Origin of the sequence: Buttiauxella sp. WJP83, from assembly GCF_027594725.1 — a bacterium.
GTDB lineage: Bacteria > Pseudomonadota > Gammaproteobacteria > Enterobacterales > Enterobacteriaceae > Buttiauxella > Buttiauxella selenatireducens.
In genome coordinates, this window is sequence record NZ_CP110080.1 from 361,047 (window position 1) to 377,389 (window position 16,343).

Annotated in this window: 20 protein-coding genes; 13 read left to right on the forward strand and 7 right to left on the reverse strand. The window is 50.3% G+C overall.

Translation table 11 applies throughout. From position 1 onward, the window contains the following. Positions 1–17: 17 nt before the first annotated feature. Both OH773_RS01605 and crp read right to left on the reverse strand, forming a co-directional pair. Entirely contained in the window at positions 18–2,108 is a 2,091-nt protein-coding gene (locus tag OH773_RS01605) for a YccS/YhfK family putative transporter (protein WP_270142455.1), read from the reverse strand. Positions 2,109–2,212: 104 nt separating this feature from the next. Continuing rightward, positions 2,213–2,845 (reverse strand): cAMP-activated global transcriptional regulator CRP, encoded by a 633-nt coding sequence (gene crp, locus OH773_RS01610; RefSeq protein ID WP_003852956.1) that lies wholly within the window; start codon positions 2,843–2,845, stop codon positions 2,213–2,215. A 311-nt stretch (positions 2,846–3,156) separates the two neighbouring features. Here crp and OH773_RS01615 point away from each other — a divergent pair, with 311 nt between their 5' ends. Beyond that, positions 3,157–3,561 carry an OsmC family protein gene (locus OH773_RS01615; protein WP_183272338.1) on the forward strand — a complete coding sequence of 135 codons (405 nt, stop codon included), beginning with the start codon at positions 3,157–3,159 and terminating at the stop codon, positions 3,559–3,561. Positions 3,562–3,582: 21 nt separating this feature from the next. Here the strand turns inward: OH773_RS01615 and OH773_RS01620 are convergent, their stop codons facing one another. From OH773_RS01620 to OH773_RS01630, 3 genes are all read right to left on the reverse strand, one after another. Then, a complete protein-coding gene (locus OH773_RS01620; RefSeq protein ID WP_270142468.1) occupies positions 3,583–4,461 on the reverse strand; it encodes a phosphoribulokinase in 879 nt (292 codons plus the stop codon). Positions 4,462–4,708: 247 nt separating this feature from the next. Next, positions 4,709–4,927, reverse strand: coding sequence for a YheU family protein (locus tag OH773_RS01625; protein WP_034460225.1), 219 nt, complete (start codon positions 4,925–4,927; stop codon positions 4,709–4,711). Further along, positions 4,924–5,946, reverse strand: coding sequence for a hydrolase (locus tag OH773_RS01630; RefSeq protein ID WP_270142472.1), 1,023 nt, complete (start codon positions 5,944–5,946; stop codon positions 4,924–4,926). The genes OH773_RS01625 and OH773_RS01630 overlap by 4 nt, the downstream gene beginning before the upstream one ends. A 62-nt stretch (positions 5,947–6,008) precedes the next feature. Here OH773_RS01630 and OH773_RS01635 point away from each other — a divergent pair, with 62 nt between their 5' ends. Continuing rightward, positions 6,009–6,608 (forward strand): LysE family translocator, encoded by a 600-nt coding sequence (locus OH773_RS01635; protein WP_270142474.1) that lies wholly within the window; start codon positions 6,009–6,011, stop codon positions 6,606–6,608. 35 nt (positions 6,609–6,643) lie between these two features. Here the strand turns inward: OH773_RS01635 and OH773_RS01640 are convergent, their stop codons facing one another. Further along, entirely contained in the window at positions 6,644–8,548 is a 1,905-nt protein-coding gene (locus OH773_RS01640) for an ABC transporter ATP-binding protein (protein WP_270142476.1), read from the reverse strand. Positions 8,549–8,673: 125 nt separating this feature from the next. Here OH773_RS01640 and kefG point away from each other — a divergent pair, with 125 nt between their 5' ends. From kefG to slyD, 4 genes are all read left to right on the forward strand, one after another. Beyond that, the gene (gene kefG / locus OH773_RS01645; protein WP_270146032.1) at positions 8,674–9,225 is read left to right on the forward strand and encodes a glutathione-regulated potassium-efflux system ancillary protein KefG; all 552 of its coding nucleotides are present in this window, start codon (positions 8,674–8,676) and stop codon (positions 9,223–9,225) included. Beyond that, the gene (gene kefB / locus OH773_RS01650; RefSeq protein WP_270142478.1) at positions 9,225–11,033 is read left to right on the forward strand and encodes a glutathione-regulated potassium-efflux system protein KefB; all 1,809 of its coding nucleotides are present in this window, start codon (positions 9,225–9,227) and stop codon (positions 11,031–11,033) included. The genes kefG and kefB overlap by 1 nt, the downstream gene beginning before the upstream one ends. A gap of 14 nt (positions 11,034–11,047) precedes the next feature. Continuing rightward, positions 11,048–11,248: a YheV family putative zinc ribbon protein gene (locus tag OH773_RS01655; protein ID WP_183272344.1), complete on the forward strand. Its 201-nt coding sequence runs from the start codon at positions 11,048–11,050 to the stop codon at positions 11,246–11,248. A gap of 98 nt (positions 11,249–11,346) precedes the next feature. Beyond that, entirely contained in the window at positions 11,347–11,937 is a 591-nt protein-coding gene (gene slyD, locus OH773_RS01660; RefSeq protein WP_270142480.1) for a peptidylprolyl isomerase, read from the forward strand. A 49-nt stretch (positions 11,938–11,986) separates the two neighbouring features. On the opposite strand, the gene OH773_RS01665 is transcribed toward slyD, so the two are convergent. Further along, positions 11,987–12,205, reverse strand: coding sequence for a protein SlyX (locus OH773_RS01665; RefSeq protein ID WP_183272346.1), 219 nt, complete (start codon positions 12,203–12,205; stop codon positions 11,987–11,989). A gap of 227 nt (positions 12,206–12,432) precedes the next feature. Between OH773_RS01665 and fkpA the strand changes: the two genes are divergently transcribed. The 7 genes from fkpA (at position 12,433) to rpsG (ending at position 16,266) form a co-directional block, all read left to right on the forward strand. Next, on the forward strand, positions 12,433–13,266 hold the full coding sequence (fkpA, locus tag OH773_RS01670; protein ID WP_270142482.1) for an FKBP-type peptidyl-prolyl cis-trans isomerase: 834 nt from the start codon (positions 12,433–12,435) through the stop codon (positions 13,264–13,266). A gap of 176 nt (positions 13,267–13,442) precedes the next feature. Continuing rightward, complete coding sequence (locus tag OH773_RS01675; protein WP_034460202.1) at positions 13,443–14,165, forward strand: helix-turn-helix transcriptional regulator; 723 nt, start codon at positions 13,443–13,445, stop codon at positions 14,163–14,165. Further along, positions 14,165–14,551 carry a sulfurtransferase complex subunit TusD gene (gene tusD / locus OH773_RS01680; RefSeq protein ID WP_270142486.1) on the forward strand — a complete coding sequence of 129 codons (387 nt, stop codon included), beginning with the start codon at positions 14,165–14,167 and terminating at the stop codon, positions 14,549–14,551. The genes OH773_RS01675 and tusD overlap by 1 nt, the downstream gene beginning before the upstream one ends. After that, entirely contained in the window at positions 14,551–14,910 is a 360-nt protein-coding gene (gene tusC, locus OH773_RS01685; RefSeq protein ID WP_270142488.1) for a sulfurtransferase complex subunit TusC, read from the forward strand. The genes tusD and tusC overlap by 1 nt, the downstream gene beginning before the upstream one ends. A gap of 6 nt (positions 14,911–14,916) precedes the next feature. Next, positions 14,917–15,204, forward strand: coding sequence for a sulfurtransferase complex subunit TusB (tusB, locus tag OH773_RS01690; RefSeq protein ID WP_270142490.1), 288 nt, complete (start codon positions 14,917–14,919; stop codon positions 15,202–15,204). Between the two features lie 126 nt (positions 15,205–15,330). Continuing rightward, complete coding sequence (gene rpsL / locus OH773_RS01695) at positions 15,331–15,705, forward strand: 30S ribosomal protein S12 (RefSeq protein WP_003023654.1); 375 nt, start codon at positions 15,331–15,333, stop codon at positions 15,703–15,705. Between the two features lie 90 nt (positions 15,706–15,795). Continuing rightward, positions 15,796–16,266: a 30S ribosomal protein S7 gene (gene rpsG / locus OH773_RS01700; RefSeq protein ID WP_008457106.1), complete on the forward strand. Its 471-nt coding sequence runs from the start codon at positions 15,796–15,798 to the stop codon at positions 16,264–16,266. Positions 16,267–16,343 lie beyond the last annotated feature (77 nt).

Here is a 16,343-nt window from a genome sequence, read left to right on the forward strand (position 1 = left end):
CGGCGGATGACGTAGGTTTATTGACTCTCAGGCCGACGTAAACGGTTCAGCCAGATACCATGATGGGGGCGCTGGCGCCATGCAACCGACGAAATGGTGTGCATGGTGCTGAGGTGACCCAAAATCCGCTGTAAATGTTGTTCCATTGTGCTCAACGGCCCACTCGGAAGCCCTTCCAGTGGGTCGAGTATATTCGCATCGTTCGTCTCACCAGGCCCATCGTACTGCAACCGCTGTTGGCATCGTTGCAGCGCAATTTCACATGATTGCAGATAATGCTGGGCTAAATCCGGGGTCAGCATATTGTGCTCGCGTGCCAGAGTCGTCATGGCATTGATGTGTTCGACGATAAACTGGCTGTGCGTCACCCACAGTTTCATATCTGCCAGATAATGCGAGTTGAAACCGGGCTCCTGCATCGCCTGGTTCAGCGAATTAAACAGCGCATTATGGGCCTGATTGACCTTCATCCGTTCCCAGGCCAAAGGCGTGGGTTCAGGGTCGTTGCTCAGAATCAGGCGAATGGCCTCCTGGTCTGTCTCCAGTGCGTCGTGGGCGTTCTGGCGCAGCAATCCACTTTGCCATTGCGGCCAAAGCCACACCATGCCACCGAAGGCAATCAAACAGCCCAGCAGCGTATCTATCAAACGTGGAACAATAAATTGCTCGGCGCTGAGCGTTAACAGTTGCAGGGTATATACCGCTGTCACGGTAAAACCAATTGTCGCCCAGCCGTAGCTTTGGCGAATGATCAGATAGCTGACGAGCGTGATGACCAGCATCGCGGCCAACGCAATGTCTTGTGGGAAGTGAAAGTGCAGGGCGAAACCCGCAATGGCCAGGCCTGCAATGGTACCTGCCGAACGGTGCAGAATGCGTACTCGGGTAGCGCCGTAGCCGTTTTGCGTGACAAACATCACCGTCATTAAAATCCAGTAGGGTTTGGGGAGATGCAAAAATGCCCCAAAAATACTGGCGATAGTTAGCATTACGCCTAACCGGGCGGCGTTGCGCAGAGCCGCTGATTTCAATGACATATAGCTTTTCAGCGCGGCCCACAGTGGTAAGCGGCGTTGCCTGTCTTCCATTAAATCCCTGACGTACAGCGGGCGTTGGCTGCGTAATACACGCGCGATACGGCTGAAGTGATAATGACAAAACTGTCCGACTGGGTTATCCGGATTCTGCCGGGCGATTTTCTCAAGGGCTTCAATTTGCTTCTCCATCGTAAAACGCTGCGGGTAACGATGGTAAAGAATGTCATCAGCCAGAACACGCAAACGGGCCGCAATGGTCTGCGCATTCCAGCGAATAACGGCTTCCGCATGGCTTTGCGCGACAAGTTTTTGCACCTCGGCAGGTTGGTGCAAACTGACGGAAATGTGCTCTTGTAGATCTAACGCTATTTGAAAAGAGCGTAACAAATGCTTGTAACCGTTTTGCTGATTCGCCGATAGCATATGCAGTTGTTGGTAGCAGTTGGTAATCAAGTCGACGGCTTTTTGCTGGCGCGCCAGCAACGGCGGAAGTGCCGTCTCGGGATCGACGTGCTGAGTGAGCATGCCGTATTTGGCTTCGCAGTAATCCGCTAATTGGCGATAGAGCAGGCTTAAAGATTCGCGCAACGGCTGCTCTCGCCATATCCAGAACCAAAGCCAGTTAAAGACCCCATACCAAATCGTGCCAAAGACATACAGCGCCATCGGCTTCCAGATAGGCATGTTACCGGCCATGCTAAGTGTAAAAATGGCAGCAATCAGCGAGGCGGGAAGTAAGCGTGCATGCAGGGCGCTGATTTCAGCAGTGACCCCCAACATAAGGGCCATAACAAAGAGAATGACGGGCAATGGAACGGTGGTGTAGAGCAGCAAAAGCTGCATGATTAAACTGCTGACTGCAAAAAGAGTGCTACCAACAATCAGACGTTTGAAGAAGCGCTTATGGGGGGTATCCAGGCCGGCAATGTTGCAACAGGCGGGCACTAACGAGAACAGCAGACCTAACTGCAAATTTCCAAGCAGTAATCCTACCCCCACAGGAAGGCAGAGTACCAGCGTTTGTCGCAATGCGTAGTTAACTTCTGGATGGTAGATCAGTCGGCGCCACATAGCTCTTCATAATACAAGTTGCGTGGGTGTTGGCTACACTCAGAGAAATGTAGAAACAAAAAAAGCGTGTTACCTGAGTGACACGCCTTTTTTGAGGACGGAGATTAACGAGTGCCGTAAACGACGATCGTTTTACCGTGAGCAGAGATCAGGTTTTGATCTTCCAGCATTTTCAAGATACGACCAACGGTTTCACGAGAACAACCCACGATCTGACCGATTTCCTGACGGGTAATTTTAATCTGCATACCGTCTGGGTGGGTCATTGCATCAGGTTGTTTCGCCAGGTTCAGCAGTGTTTGTGCAATACGACCAGTCACATCCAGGAATGCCAGGTTACCGACTTTCTCAGATGTCACTTGCAGACGACGAGCCATCTGGGAAGACAGGCGCATCAGAATGTCTGGGTTGACCTGAATCAGCTGGCGGAATTTTTTATAGGAAATTTCAGCCACTTCACAGGCAGATTTAGCACGAACCCATGCACTACGTTCCTGGCCTTCTTCGAACAGCCCTAACTCACCAATAAAATCGCCCTGATTCAGATAGGAGAGGATCATTTCCTTGCCCTCTTCATCTTTAATCAGAACAGCCACAGAGCCCTTGACGATGTAATACAGCGTCTCAGCTTTTTCACCCTGGTGAATCAGTGTGCTCTTCGATGGATACTTATGAATATGGCAATGGGACAAGAACCATTCGAGAGTCGGGTCTGTTTGCGGTTTGCCAAGCACCATGCGCGGTTATCCTCTGTTTATAACTAGCTACCAACGACAAGACGCTAAACATCCTGTCTGGCGTTGCAAGTATTAGAATATTCCCCATCTTGGGGAGATGGCACGCAAGTCATTCTTGCTGCCTGTAATTAGTGACGTCCTCTGCATACATGCATTACGTCAATGTATCGATGTAGCATCTGGATTGTTTTAGCATAGCTTTTGACAAGTGTCTCCTATTGTCTCGTTTCAGCATGACGCAGGTCGCCTTCCGTTGCCAGTTTTGCTGCATCCGCGTACTCTGAAAGGGTTTTTTCAACTGGAGAAGTAACATGCAGGCACGAGTGAAGTGGGTAGAAGGGTTAACCTTCCTTGGGGAGTCCGCTTCAGGACACCAGATTTTGATGGATGGTAATTCTGGCGATAAAGCACCAAGTCCGATGGAGATGGTTCTGATGGCTGCGGGGGGCTGCAGTGCAATCGATGTGGTTTCTATTTTGCAAAAAGGTCGCTACAACGTGACGGATTGCGAAGTAAAACTGACCTCTGAGCGCCGTGAAGAAGCCCCTCGTCTTTTTACCACCATTAACCTGCATTTCATCGTGACAGGCAAAGAACTGAAAGATAACGCGGTTTCCCGCGCGGTGGATCTCTCTGCTGAAAAGTATTGTTCTGTCGCTCTGATGCTGGAAAAAGCTGTGAACATTACTCATAGCTATGAAGTGATTGAAGGCTAATGTGTGTCAGCAGGGCGGTAATTATCCGCCCTGATTGATGTGTCGACCTTCTGCCAGCCGTTTAACTAGCGGTGCCATGATCAATTCCATTGCCAGTCCCATCTTGCCGCCTGGCACCACTAATGTATTGATGTGGGAAATGAATGAGCCTTGCAACATGGCGAGTAAGTACGGGTAATCGATGTCATCCAGCCCACGAAAATGGATCACCACGAAGCTTTCATCCAGTGACGGAATACCACGTGCCGCAAATGGGTTCGACGTATCAACGGTAGGCACGCGCTGGAAGTTGATATGGGTCCGGGAAAATTGCGGCGTGATGTAATTGATGTAATCGTCCATCGAACGCACGACTGAGTCCATCACCGCTTCTCTTGAGTGCCCGCGTTCGCTGGTGTCCCGCACCAGTTTTTGTATCCATTCCAGGTTCACAATCGGCACTACGCCAACCAGTAGGTCGACGGCATTCGCCACATCATGTTGTGGGGTGACGACTCCTCCGTGCAAACCTTCATAGAACAAGACATCAGTCGGTTCCGGCAGCGACTGCCACGGGGTAAACGTCCCCGGAATTTGGTTCCAGGGTACCGCTTCATCATAGGTATGCAGATACTTGCGTGATTTACCTTGCCCGGTATTTCCGTACTCCAGAAACGTTTGTTCCAGTAAGCCGAAGTCATTCGCTTCCGGGCCAAAGTAGCTGATATGGCGACCCAAATCGCGAGCTTTACGGATAGCCATATCCATTTCAGGGCGAGTGAAACGGTGGAAACTGTCACCTTCGACTTCGGCTGCGCGAAGATTGAGTTGCTGAAATATTTTACGAAAGGCAAGGCTGGTGGTGGTCGTTCCCGCGCCGCTGGAACCTGTTACGGCAATAACCGGATGTTTGGCTGACATAAGGCAACAACTCCCTGGGTAATCACAAGTGGGTTTAGCTGGGTTTGGCCCTCACCCTAACCCTCTCCCCCAGGAGAGGGAACTGGATTGAGCATGTTCTTCTCCCTATCCCGAAGAGGGAACTGGGTTGAGCATGTTTTTCTCCTTATCCCAGAAGAGGGACTGGAGCGGGTCTGTTTTGTTTTTCTCCCTCTCCTTTGGGAGAGGGTTGGGGTGAGGGGCATTATGCAGTATAGAAGATTAATATTTAGCCGCGAAATTGCCCACGGGCCATGATATTCACCGTTTCATGGAGTTCTGACCAAACCAATACGGCCTCTCCACTTTGCAGTTGGCGCTTAACATCGGCCACCTTTTGCTCTAGTGAGCGCTCTTGTTCACCATAATCTGTACCTTCGCGTAATACAAAGGATTCAATCAGATTATCAAGCGTTTCGGGAGGGAGATCTTGCCAGGGAATCATCATAGTGATTTTTCCAAAAATTTAGACAGCCACTGCGGGATACGTTGCTCAAGCCACATTTCCGGATGACGAAGCGTGCCACCCACAAACCCAACATGGCCGCCGTAACGCGTCAGTTGGTACTCAATGTTGTCGGGCAATATCGCTCTATCAGGGATCACATGATGATCCATAAACGGGTCATCTTTAGCGTGGATGATAAGCGTAGGCGTTTTAATTTGTGGCAATAGTGGCATGGCGCTGCACTGGCGGTAATAGTCAATGGCATCGGCGAAACCGTGAATCTTTGAGGTAATCAAATCGTCAAACTCGCGCAGGCGGCGCATTCCTTTGAGCTGACGCATATCGACAGGAAGCGTCCCGGGATAGCTTCGCAGTTTGCGCGCCGCATTTTTCTTCAACAGATTCAACAAATAGTGTTGATAAACGCGCGAGAACCCTGTTTCGATATGTTTGCTGCAATGCTCAAGCATGAGTGGGGCAGAAACCACAACACCGGCCTGTAGTGTGCAATCAGCACCTTGTTTTGCCATTAAGCAGGCAAGCATATTTCCACCGAGTGAAAACCCGACTGCCGCCGTTGGTGCGTTGCCGTAACGTGTATTGAGCCAGTTGAGGAAGTAGCTTCCATCTTCGGTTTCGCCGGAGTGATAGATTCGTTCCTTGCGATTCGGTACGCCGCTACACCCCCGAAAATGCATCACTACACCCAGCCAGCCTTGCTTACGTGCGGCATCAATTAATCCATGCGCATAGGGGCTGTGCAGGCTTCCTTCAAGACCATGAAAAACGACTAACCGTGGTTTATGCGTTGCCTGCCGTGGGTCTTCGCTCCAGGCAAGATCGACAAAATCCCCATCCGGCATATCAAGACGCTGCCAATGAGGTTTGAAATTGAGGCGGCGGCGAATTAAGCGAGGGAGCATCGTTTGCAGGTGCGGATTGCTGACACCCTTTAGTGGACGAAACTGTTCATCGTCAACGTGATTAAAATTCAATGCTGCGGGACTTGTCGTGGCCATATCACACTGTTAGTTTCATTTAGCTTGCTCATTAACTTTACCGGGTGTGGAACACCCATTTCATGGAAACGCTTTTCTTCTCTATGCTTGGTTTTCTTTGGGTCGCGGCGATTACACCTGGCCCAAACAATATGTTGCTGACTTCTTCCGGCGCCAACTACGGCTTTATTCGTACCGTACCTTTGATGATAGGCATCATGCTGGGGATGCAGTGCATCTTGTTGCTGGTGGCCTTTGGCGTCGGTAGCTTAATCCTTTTATATCCAGCGTTGCACCTTATCCTGAAAATTGCCGGGAGTGCTTACCTATTGTGGCTTGCATGGAAAATCGGCACAGCGACGTATGAAAAACTGGAAACCGATGCGCCACCTCCGTCACCGATTCCATTCTGGCAGGGTGGTTTGTTGCAGCTTATCAACCCAAAAGCGTGGCTGATGGCGCTAGGCGCTGTGGCAAGTTTTAGCCTTGCCGGTTCTCAGTATCTGCACTCTGTGGTGCTAATCAGCATCGGTATTGCGCTGGTCAACATCGTTGCAGGTATCATCTGGATTGCGTTTGGCAGCATGATTGGCACGCTACTTCGTAGCCGCCGCGCCTGGGCAATCTTTAATATCTTTATGGGTTTGCTGACTGCGGCATGTGTGCTGCTTATCTGGCATTAGAGTCATCAGGCCTCACATTGGGTGAGGCCTGATTGTCATTCGACCTGCATCATCTGTTCTAACTGGTCATGCGCATCCAGCCATTCCATTTCGCACTCTTCCAGAGCCGCTTTTACCTTAACCTGAGTTTGCAGGCATTCCGTCATTTCCGCTTTACGACTTTGGTCGTAAATGGCGCTATCAGCCAGCTTCTCTTCGACTTCTGCAAGTTGCACATTTAGCTTTTCCATCTGCTTTTCAAGCTTGGTAATTTGCTTGCGCAGCGGTTGGGTTTGCGTGCGTAACTCAGCTTCCCGGCGTTTTTGATCTTTACGCGCCTGCGCACTGTTGACGTTATCTTTTGCTGAGTCTTGCGGTTGGTTTTCCTGTTTTTGCAGATCAACCAGCCATTGCTGATAGTCTTCAAGATCGCCGTCGAATGCCTCGACTTTCCCGTCGTGAACTAAATAGAGATCGTCGGTCGTCGAACGCAGTAAGTGACGGTCGTGCGAAACCACGACTAATGCGCCTTCGAAATCAATCAACGCTTCAGTCAATGCCTGACGCATGTCGAGATCAAGGTGGTTTGTCGGTTCATCGAGCAGCAGCAAGTTCGGGCGCTGCCAGACAACCAGTGCCAAGACCAGACGCGCTTTTTCACCGCCGGAGAAACGTGCGGTTTGCTCGGTCACTTTATCGCCCCGGAATCCAAAGCCGCCCAGGTAATCGCGAAGTTGTTGTTCTAATTCTTTTGGCGCGATACGTGCCAGATGTTGCAGCGGAGATTCGTCAGCACGTAAATATTCAAGCTGGTGCTGTGCGAAGTATCCCAGCTTGATGCCTTTTGCCAGACCAATATCACCCTGCAGTGGCTGAATTTCTTCTGCTAACAATTTGATAAGCGTAGATTTACCCGCGCCGTTGCGCCCCAGTAAACCGATGCGGGAACCGGGAACCAGATTAAGCTTGATGGAGTCCAGGATCACGCGGTCGCCATAGCCTGCGCTAACTTTTTCCATGCGCAGCAGCGGGTTTGGCAAGCTTTCTGGGGCACGGAAACTGAAATGGAACGGGTTATCTACGTGTGCTGGGGCAATCAATTCCATGCGTTCGAGCATTTTCACACGGCTTTGCGCTTGCTTCGCTTTGCTGGCTTTGGCCTTGAAACGGTCGATAAAACTCTGCAGATGCGCGACGCGCTCCTGCTGGCTTTCGTACATCGACTGCTGTTGAGCAAGGCGAGTGGCGCGTTGGCCTTCAAACGATGAGTAGTTACCGGTGTATTCAAACATCGACTCTTGCTCGATATGAATAATTTTGCCCACGACAGGGTCAAGGAAGTCACGGTCATGGGAAATCAGAATCAATGTCCCCTGGTAGCTTTTCAGCCAGCGCTCGAGCCAGATAACGGCGTCTAAATCCAGGTGGTTGGTCGGTTCATCGAGTAACAGTAAATCTGAACGGCAAATAAGTGCCTGTGCCAGGTTCAGACGCATGCGCCAGCCGCCCGAAAAGTCACTGACCGGACGTTCGAGCTGTTCATTACTGAAGCCTAAACCGTGCAACAAACTGGAGGCACGGGAGCGAATTGTCCAGGCATCTACCGCATCCAGTTTGCCGTGAACCAGCGCGATAGCATGGCCGTCATTACGCTCGTTGGCTTTTGCCAGTTCAGCTTCAAGCTGGCGGAATTCTCGGTCGCCATCAATAACATACTCAATGGCGGGCATTGCCAGCGCAGGAGTTTCCTGATTGACCCAGGCTAAAGCCCAGTTTCCAGGGTAAGTCATACTTCCGCCATCGGCGCTGATCTCGTTCTTCAGCAGCGCCAGCAGCGTGGATTTTCCGCAGCCGTTTTTACCTACCAGGCCCACTTTTTGGCCCGGATTGATGGTAGCGGTGGCGTTATCCAGCAAAACGCGGGTACCGCGACGAATTTGTAACGAGGAGAAAACAATCATAAAGCGCCGTATGTTCAGAGTATGTTAAATTGTCATTATATTTAGGTAACGTGAAGCTTCTGCCTTCGCGTCGGGCTGCATGGTAGCCCAAAATAACGACTATGACGACGCCCTGGAGGGTAATGATGTTGCAGCCGCCGAAAGTTTTGCTGCTATATGCCCATCCGGAGTCACAAGACTCGGTCGCAAACCGCGTCTTACTCCAGGCGGCGCAGAAGCTTGCCAATGTCACTGTGCATGACCTTTACGCTCACTATCCTGACTTTTTTATCGATATTTATCATGAGCAGGCATTGCTGCGACAGCATGATGTCATCGTCTTCCAACATCCTCTTTATACCTATAGCTGCCCGGCGTTACTCAAAGAGTGGCTGGACCGTGTGTTGAGTCGTGGCTTTGCCAGCGGTGTTGGAGGTAATGCTCTGGAGGGAAAGTATTGGCGCAGTGTGATTACCACCGGCGAGCCTGAAGGTGCGTATCGGCATGACGGTTTTAATCGGTTTCCACTGACTGATATTTTGCGCCCGTTTGAACTCACAGCTGCAATGTGTCGTATGCACTGGATGAATCCCATCATCGTTTATTGGGCTCGTCGGCAGACTCCGCAAGAACTTGCCAGCCACGCGAAGGCCTATGGCGAGTGGCTGGCTTCGCCGTTACTCCCGGGAGGTCGCTAATGGAAGGTTCAGACTTATTGTTGGCTGGCGTCCTGTTTTTGTTTGCTGCAGTAGTTGCTGTGCCGATTGCGGCCCGTTTAGGGATTGGCGCGGTGCTGGGCTATTTATTGGCGGGTATAGCCATTGGCCCATGGGGGTTAGGTTTTATCAGTGATGTGGATGAAATTCTTCACTTCTCTGAGTTGGGCGTAGTCTTCCTGATGTTTATCATCGGTCTGGAGTTGAACCCATCCAAACTTTGGCAACTTCGACGCTCTATTTTTGGTGTTGGTGCCGCGCAGGTACTGCTCAGTGCCGTTGTGCTGGCCGGATTGCTGATGTTAACGAAGTTTTCCTGGCAGGCGGCGGTGATAGGCGGCATAGGTTTGGCGATGTCATCCACCGCAATGGCGCTACAACTGATGCGTGACAAAGGAATGAATCGCAATGAAGCCGGCCAGCTTGGTTTCTCAGTGTTGCTGTTCCAGGATTTAGCGGTCATTCCTGCGATTGCATTGGTGCCGCTGCTGGCCGGGAATGGTGATGACAGCCCCGACTGGATAAAAATCGGCTTCAAAGTGTTGGCCTTTGCAGGAATGTTAATTGGTGGTCGGTATCTGCTAAAACCGGTTTTCCGGTTTATTGCGGGTTCTGGTGTGCGTGAAGTCTTTACCGCCGCAGCACTTTTGTTGGTGCTGGGTTCGGCGTTATTCATGGATGCGCTCGGTTTTTCAATGGCGCTGGGTACGTTTATCGCCGGCGTATTGTTGGCCGAAAGCGAATACCGGCACGAGCTGGAAATCGCTATCGATCCATTTAAAGGACTATTGCTGGGATTGTTCTTTATTTCCGTTGGCATGGCGTTAAACCTTGGCGTGCTCTACACCCATCTTTTCTGGGTCGTGTTAGGAGTCATGGTGTTGGTAGCCGTTAAAGCCAGTGTGCTGTACGGCCTGTCGTGGTTTTTCGGTTTGCGCAGCTCGGAGCGTTTGCAGTTTTCAGGTGTGTTAAGCCAGGGAGGGGAGTTTGCTTTCGTACTTTTCTCAACGGCTTCATCGCAAAAGCTATTTAGTGGCGACCAAATGCCGCTGTTACTGGTGACCGTCACGCTTTCTATGATGACGACACCGCTGCTGATGAAAGGTGTCGATGCCATTCTTGCGCGGCGATTTAATGTTGCTGATGACGAAACGGATGAAAAACCTTATGTGGAAGACGATCAGCCACAAGTCATTATTGTTGGCTTTGGGCGTTTTGGACAGGTCATTGGCCGTTTGCTAATGGCAAACAAGATGCGCATCACGGTACTTGAGAGGGATATCAGCTCTGTAAGTCTGATGCGTAAATACGGCTACAAGGTTTATTACGGCGATGCAACAGAACTTGAGTTGCTGCGCTCTGCGGGTGCAGAAACGGCAAAGTCGATTGTGATTACCTGTAACGAGCCGGAAGACACCATGAAAGTGGTTCACTTGTGTCAACAACACTTTCCACATCTGGCGATACTGGCGCGAGCCAGGGGGCGTGTAGAAGCTCATGAATTGTTGCAAGCTGGAGTAACCCAGTTTTCACGTGAAACCTTCTCCAGTGCGCTGGAGCTCGGGCGTAAAGCCCTGATGACGTTGGGTATGCATCCGCATCAGGCGCATCGTGCACAACTCCATTTCAGGCGGTTGGATATGAGTATGCTGCGTGAATTAATGCCCATTCATACCGATAACGCACAAATTTCCAGGGTGCGTGAAGCGCGTCGTGAACTGGAAGACATTTTCGAACGTGAGATGCAGCAAGAGCGTCGCCAGTTCGATGGTTGGGATGATTTTGAATAATTAAGGTGAAGCCAATGCCGGTGCGTAAACGATTTATTGCCGGGGCTGTTTGCCCCGAATGTCAGACGCGGGATTCTCTCGCGATGTGGCGTGAGAATAATGTCGATATAGTTGAGTGTGTTAAGTGTGGTCACCAAATGCGTGAGGCGGATAAGCAACCGCAGGACCATGCTCGCAAACAAGAGCAAGTCATTGGGATTTTTCATCCAGACTAGCGAGATGCGCCAGCTTTTTTTAAGCTTAGGGGTACACCGGCGCTAAATTCCGCTACAATCGACGCCAGTTTTTTTCCCATGCTCGCTCAGGAGATATCATGAAAGTAGCAAAAGACCTGGTGGTCAGCCTGGCTTACCAGGTACGTACAGAAGACGGTGTGTTGGTTGATGAGTCTCCGGTGAGTGCGCCGCTGGACTATCTGCATGGTCACGGCTCCCTGATTTCAGGCCTGGAAACTGCGCTGGAAGGCCACGTAGTTGGTGATCGTTTCGACGTGAACGTTGGCGCAAATGACGCTTACGGTCAATACGACGAGAATCTGGTTCAGCGCGTTCCTAAAGATGTGTTCATGGGCGTTGATGAGCTGGAAGTGGGTATGCGCTTCATGGCTGATACCGACCAGGGTCCAGTGCCAGTTGAAATTACCGCAGTTGAAGATGAGCACGTTGTTGTCGATGGCAACCACATGCTGGCAGGCCAAAACCTGAGCTTCAACGTTGAAGTTATCGCTATTCGTGAAGCTACCGCTGAAGAGCTGGCTCATGGCCACGTTCACGGTGAGCACGATCATCACCACGACCATGACCACGAAGGTGGTTGCTGTGGCGGTCACGGCCACGACCATGACCACGAACACGAACACGGTAAAGGCGGTTGTGGCGGCAATGGCGGCTGCGGTTGCCACTAATCCGTTAGAGATAAAAAAGGCGTGTCATTGACACGCCTTTTTTGTGCGGCTAGTAATGCGGCGGTGGTGTTTCTTCTGATTCTGAGGCCACCATTGACGGTTGGCTGGCTTTTAACTTTTCAACCAGCAATCGGAAATGCTCGCGTAGTTTGACCATTTCTAATTCGTGAGCCGTTACCGTCTGATTTAACTCTTCTATCGTAATCTCCTGGAAAGCGAGACGACTCTCAAGTTCTTCCAGCCGTTGTTCGGTCGATTTTTGTTGCATAGCTAATCTCTCCTGCTCTGCGGATGGACAATTTCCGGCGATTCTACTGAAAAATTCCACACGTTACAGCGCAGTTTTGCTCTGGACGAAACTTCTTTAAACAAAAAGAGTCTGAATTTGTCTCGATAAGACGCGGAGAGATTGTGTAGATTTCTTCCACGACGTTATAGTACATCTCTTAGTTGATAATAACCTTGGGGTTTGAGGCCCCGGCCCTGGAGAAATGGATGAAATCACTGTTTAAAGTAACGCTACTGGCGACCACGATGGCCGTTGCCCTGAGCGCTCCGGCGTTCGCTGCTCCAGCCGCTGCAGCAAAAGATGCTGCTGCACCTACCGCGCCAGCTGCAAGCAACGCGGCATTTAAAAATGACGACCAGAAATCTGCGTATGCATTAGGTGCTTCGCTGGGCCGTTACATGGAAAACTCTCTGAAAGAACAAGAAAAACTAGGGATTACGCTGGATAAAAACCAGCTTATCGCTGGTGTTCAGGACGCATTTGCTGACAAGAGCAAATTATCCGACCAGGAAATCGAGCAGACTCTGCAAGCTTTCGAAGCTCGCGTGAAATCTTCCGCTCAAGCGAAAATGGAAAAAGACGCTAAAGAAAACGCGGATAAAGGCAAAGTCTTCCGTGATGCTTTCGCAAAAGAGAAGGGTGTTAAAACCTCCGCTACTGGCTTGATGTACAAAATCGACAAAGCTGGTACGGGTGAAGCGCCTACCGATAGCGACACTGTTGTTGTGAATTACAAAGGTACACTTATCGACGGTAAAGAGTTCGATAACTCTTATACTCGCGGCGAGCCACTCTCTTTCCGTCTTGACGGTGTTATCCCTGGTTGGACTGAAGGCCTGAAAAACCTCAAGAAAGGCGGGAAAATCAAACTGGTTATTCCACCAGAACTGGCTTATGGCAAAACTGGCGTTCCGGGGATCCCTGCTAACTCCACACTGGTATTTGACGTTGAGCTGCTGGATATCAAACCAGCACCTAAAGCAGACGCGAAACCAGATGCCGCTCCAGCTCCAGAAGCAGAAGCAGCTAAGAGCAAATAAGGCATTATTAACCGCCGCCCCCAGGGCGGCGGTTTTTTATTTGAGGCAGGATATAATAAAAGCTGGAAAGCGCATCTGACGCTGTATTACCTTAGCAGGCTGCGCAACAACGAGTATGAGTCTGCCCTGACACCATTTAAGCGCGACAGGCTCTCTGTAGAGGGTGGTATCTTTAAATGTCCAATTCGCTTTTAACCAATGAAACCAGTGAGCTCGACTTACTGGACCAACGTCCATTTGAACAAACCGACTTTGAAATATTGAAATCCTACGAAGCGGTCGTGGACGGGTTAGCGATGCTGATTGGTTCTCATTGTGAAATTGTGTTGCACTCGCTGCAAGATTTAAAATGTTCCGCTATCCGGATCGCGAATGGTGAACATACCGGGCGTAAAATTGGCTCGCCAATCACCGACCTTGCCTTGCGTATGCTGCATGATATGACTGGCGCGGACAGTAGCGTTTCCAAATGCTATTTTACACGTGCTAAAAGTGGCGTTCTGATGAAGTCAGAAACTATCGCCATCCGCAATCGTGATGAACGCGTCATCGGCCTGCTGTGTATCAACATCAATCTGGACGTACCGTTCTCGCAAATTATGTCGACGTTCATTCCGCCGGAAACGCCGGAAGTTGCTTCGTCCGTAAACTTTGCTTCATCCGTAGAAGATCTGGTCATGCAGGCTCTGGAATTCACAATCGAAGAAGTGAATGCTGACCGCAATGTGTCTAATAATGCTAAGAATCGACAGATTGTGCTTAACCTCTACGAGAAAGGCATTTTTGATATCAAAGATGCTATCAACCAGGTTGCTGACCGTTTGAATATTTCTAAGCACACTGTTTATCTCTACATCCGTCAATTCAAAAACGGTGATTTCCAGGGGCAGGATAAGTAATGCGTTTTGCCATCCTGGTGACAGGTCCGGCCTATGGCACGCAGCAGGCGAGTAGCGCATTGCAGTTTTCCCAGACCGTCATCATGCAAGGCCATACGTTAGAAAGCGTGTTTTTCTACCGTGAAGGTGTCCACAACGCAAACGTTTTGACGTCGCCTGCAAGTGACGAATTCAATGTCGTACAGGCGTGGCAGCAATTGCATCAGCAGCATGGCGTTGAGTTGCATATCTGTGTCGCAGCAGCACTGCGTCGCGGTGTGACGGACGAAGAGCAAGCCACTCAGCTCGGTTTACCGAGCCATAACTTGCAGCCAGGATTTACTCTCAGTGGTCTGGGAGCGCTGGCGCAAGCTACGCTGACTTGCGATAGAACGGTGCAATTCTGATGAAGCGTGTCGCATTTGTATTTAAATCAGCCCCTCATGGGAGTACTGCTGGTCGAGAAGGATTGGATGCCTTACTGGCAACATCGGCGTTAACTGAAGATGTCGGGGTGTTTTTCGTTGGTGATGGTGTATTGCAACTGCTCCCAGGACAACGGCCTGGTCTCATCCTCGGCCGTGATTACATCGCAACATTCCGCGTACTGCCGTTATATGACATTGACCAGTGTTATCTCTGTGCGACCTCTGTCCGGGAGCGGGGATTGCCAATAGACAGTGCGTGGGTTCTTGATGCACAGCCTCTTGAACCGGATGCGCTGGGCGAAATGCTACATCAGTTTGATGTCGTATTAACCTTCTGAGGCTACATGCTGCATATTTTACAACACTCACCTTTTCAAACTGATCTGGAATCAATGCTGCGCTGTGTGAAGCATGGCGATGAGTTGTTATTGATCCAGGATGCGGTTATTGTCGCCCTCTGTGGGACGAAGGCCCTTGATTTGCTGCTCGTCGCCCCCATTTCTATTTATGCTCTGCAGGAAGATATCGAGGCACGCGGCTTAACCGCTCAAATTTCGACCAGTGTAGGCCAGGTCAGCTATACTGATTTCGTCAGATTGACAGTTAAACACGAACAGCAGATTACCTGGTAAAATCCAGGATTGTTGTATATTTCTTGACACCTTTTCGGCTCAGCCCTAAAATTCTGCGTCCTCATATTATATGAGGCCGTTTTATTACGTGTTTACGAAGCAAAAGCTAAAACCAGGAGCTATTTAATGGCAACAGTTAATCAGCTGGTACGCAAACCACGCGCTCGCAAAGTTGCAAAAAGCAACGTGCCTGCGCTGGAAGCCTGCCCGCAGAAACGTGGCGTATGTACTCGTGTATATACTACCACTCCTAAGAAACCAAACTCCGCACTGCGTAAAGTATGCCGTGTGCGTTTGACCAACGGTTTTGAAGTTACCTCCTACATTGGTGGTGAAGGTCACAACCTGCAGGAACACTCCGTGATCCTGATCCGTGGTGGTCGTGTAAAAGACTTGCCAGGTGTTCGTTACCACACCGTTCGTGGTGCACTTGACTGCTCCGGCGTTAAAGACCGTAAGCAATCTCGTTCCAAGTATGGCGTGAAGCGTCCTAAGGCTTAATGGTTTCCGTTAAGTAAGGCCAAACGTTTTAAATAAATGTCAAACTCAATAGAGTTTTGGACAACCCTGAATTAACAACGGAGTATTCCCATGCCACGTCGTCGCGTCATTGGTCAACGTAAAATTCTTCCAGATCCTAAGTTCGGATCAGAGTTGCTGGCCAAATTTGTAAACATTCTGATGGTAGATGGTAAGAAATCTACTGCAGAATCTATCGTCTATACCGCGCTGGAGACCCTGGCTCAGCGTTCTGGTAAAAACGAACTGGAAGCTTTCGAAGTCGCACTGGACAACGTTCGTCCGACTGTCGAAGTTAAGTCCCGCCGTGTTGGTGGTTCTACTTATCAGGTTCCAGTAGAAGTACGTCCGGTTCGTCGTAATGCTTTGGCAATGCGTTGGATCGTAGAAGCTGCTCGTAAACGCGGTGATAAATCCATGGCTCTTCGCCTGGCGAACGAACTTTCTGACGCTGCAGAGAACAAAGGTACTGCAGTTAAGAAACGTGAAGACGTTCACCGTATGGCTGAAGCCAACAAGGCGTTCGCTCACTACCGTTGGTAATCCCTTCGTAGTGTTAGTCACCAAGCGGGCGCTTCATGTGAGCTGCCCGCTTTGGGTTACTTAAATGAACGTCCTAG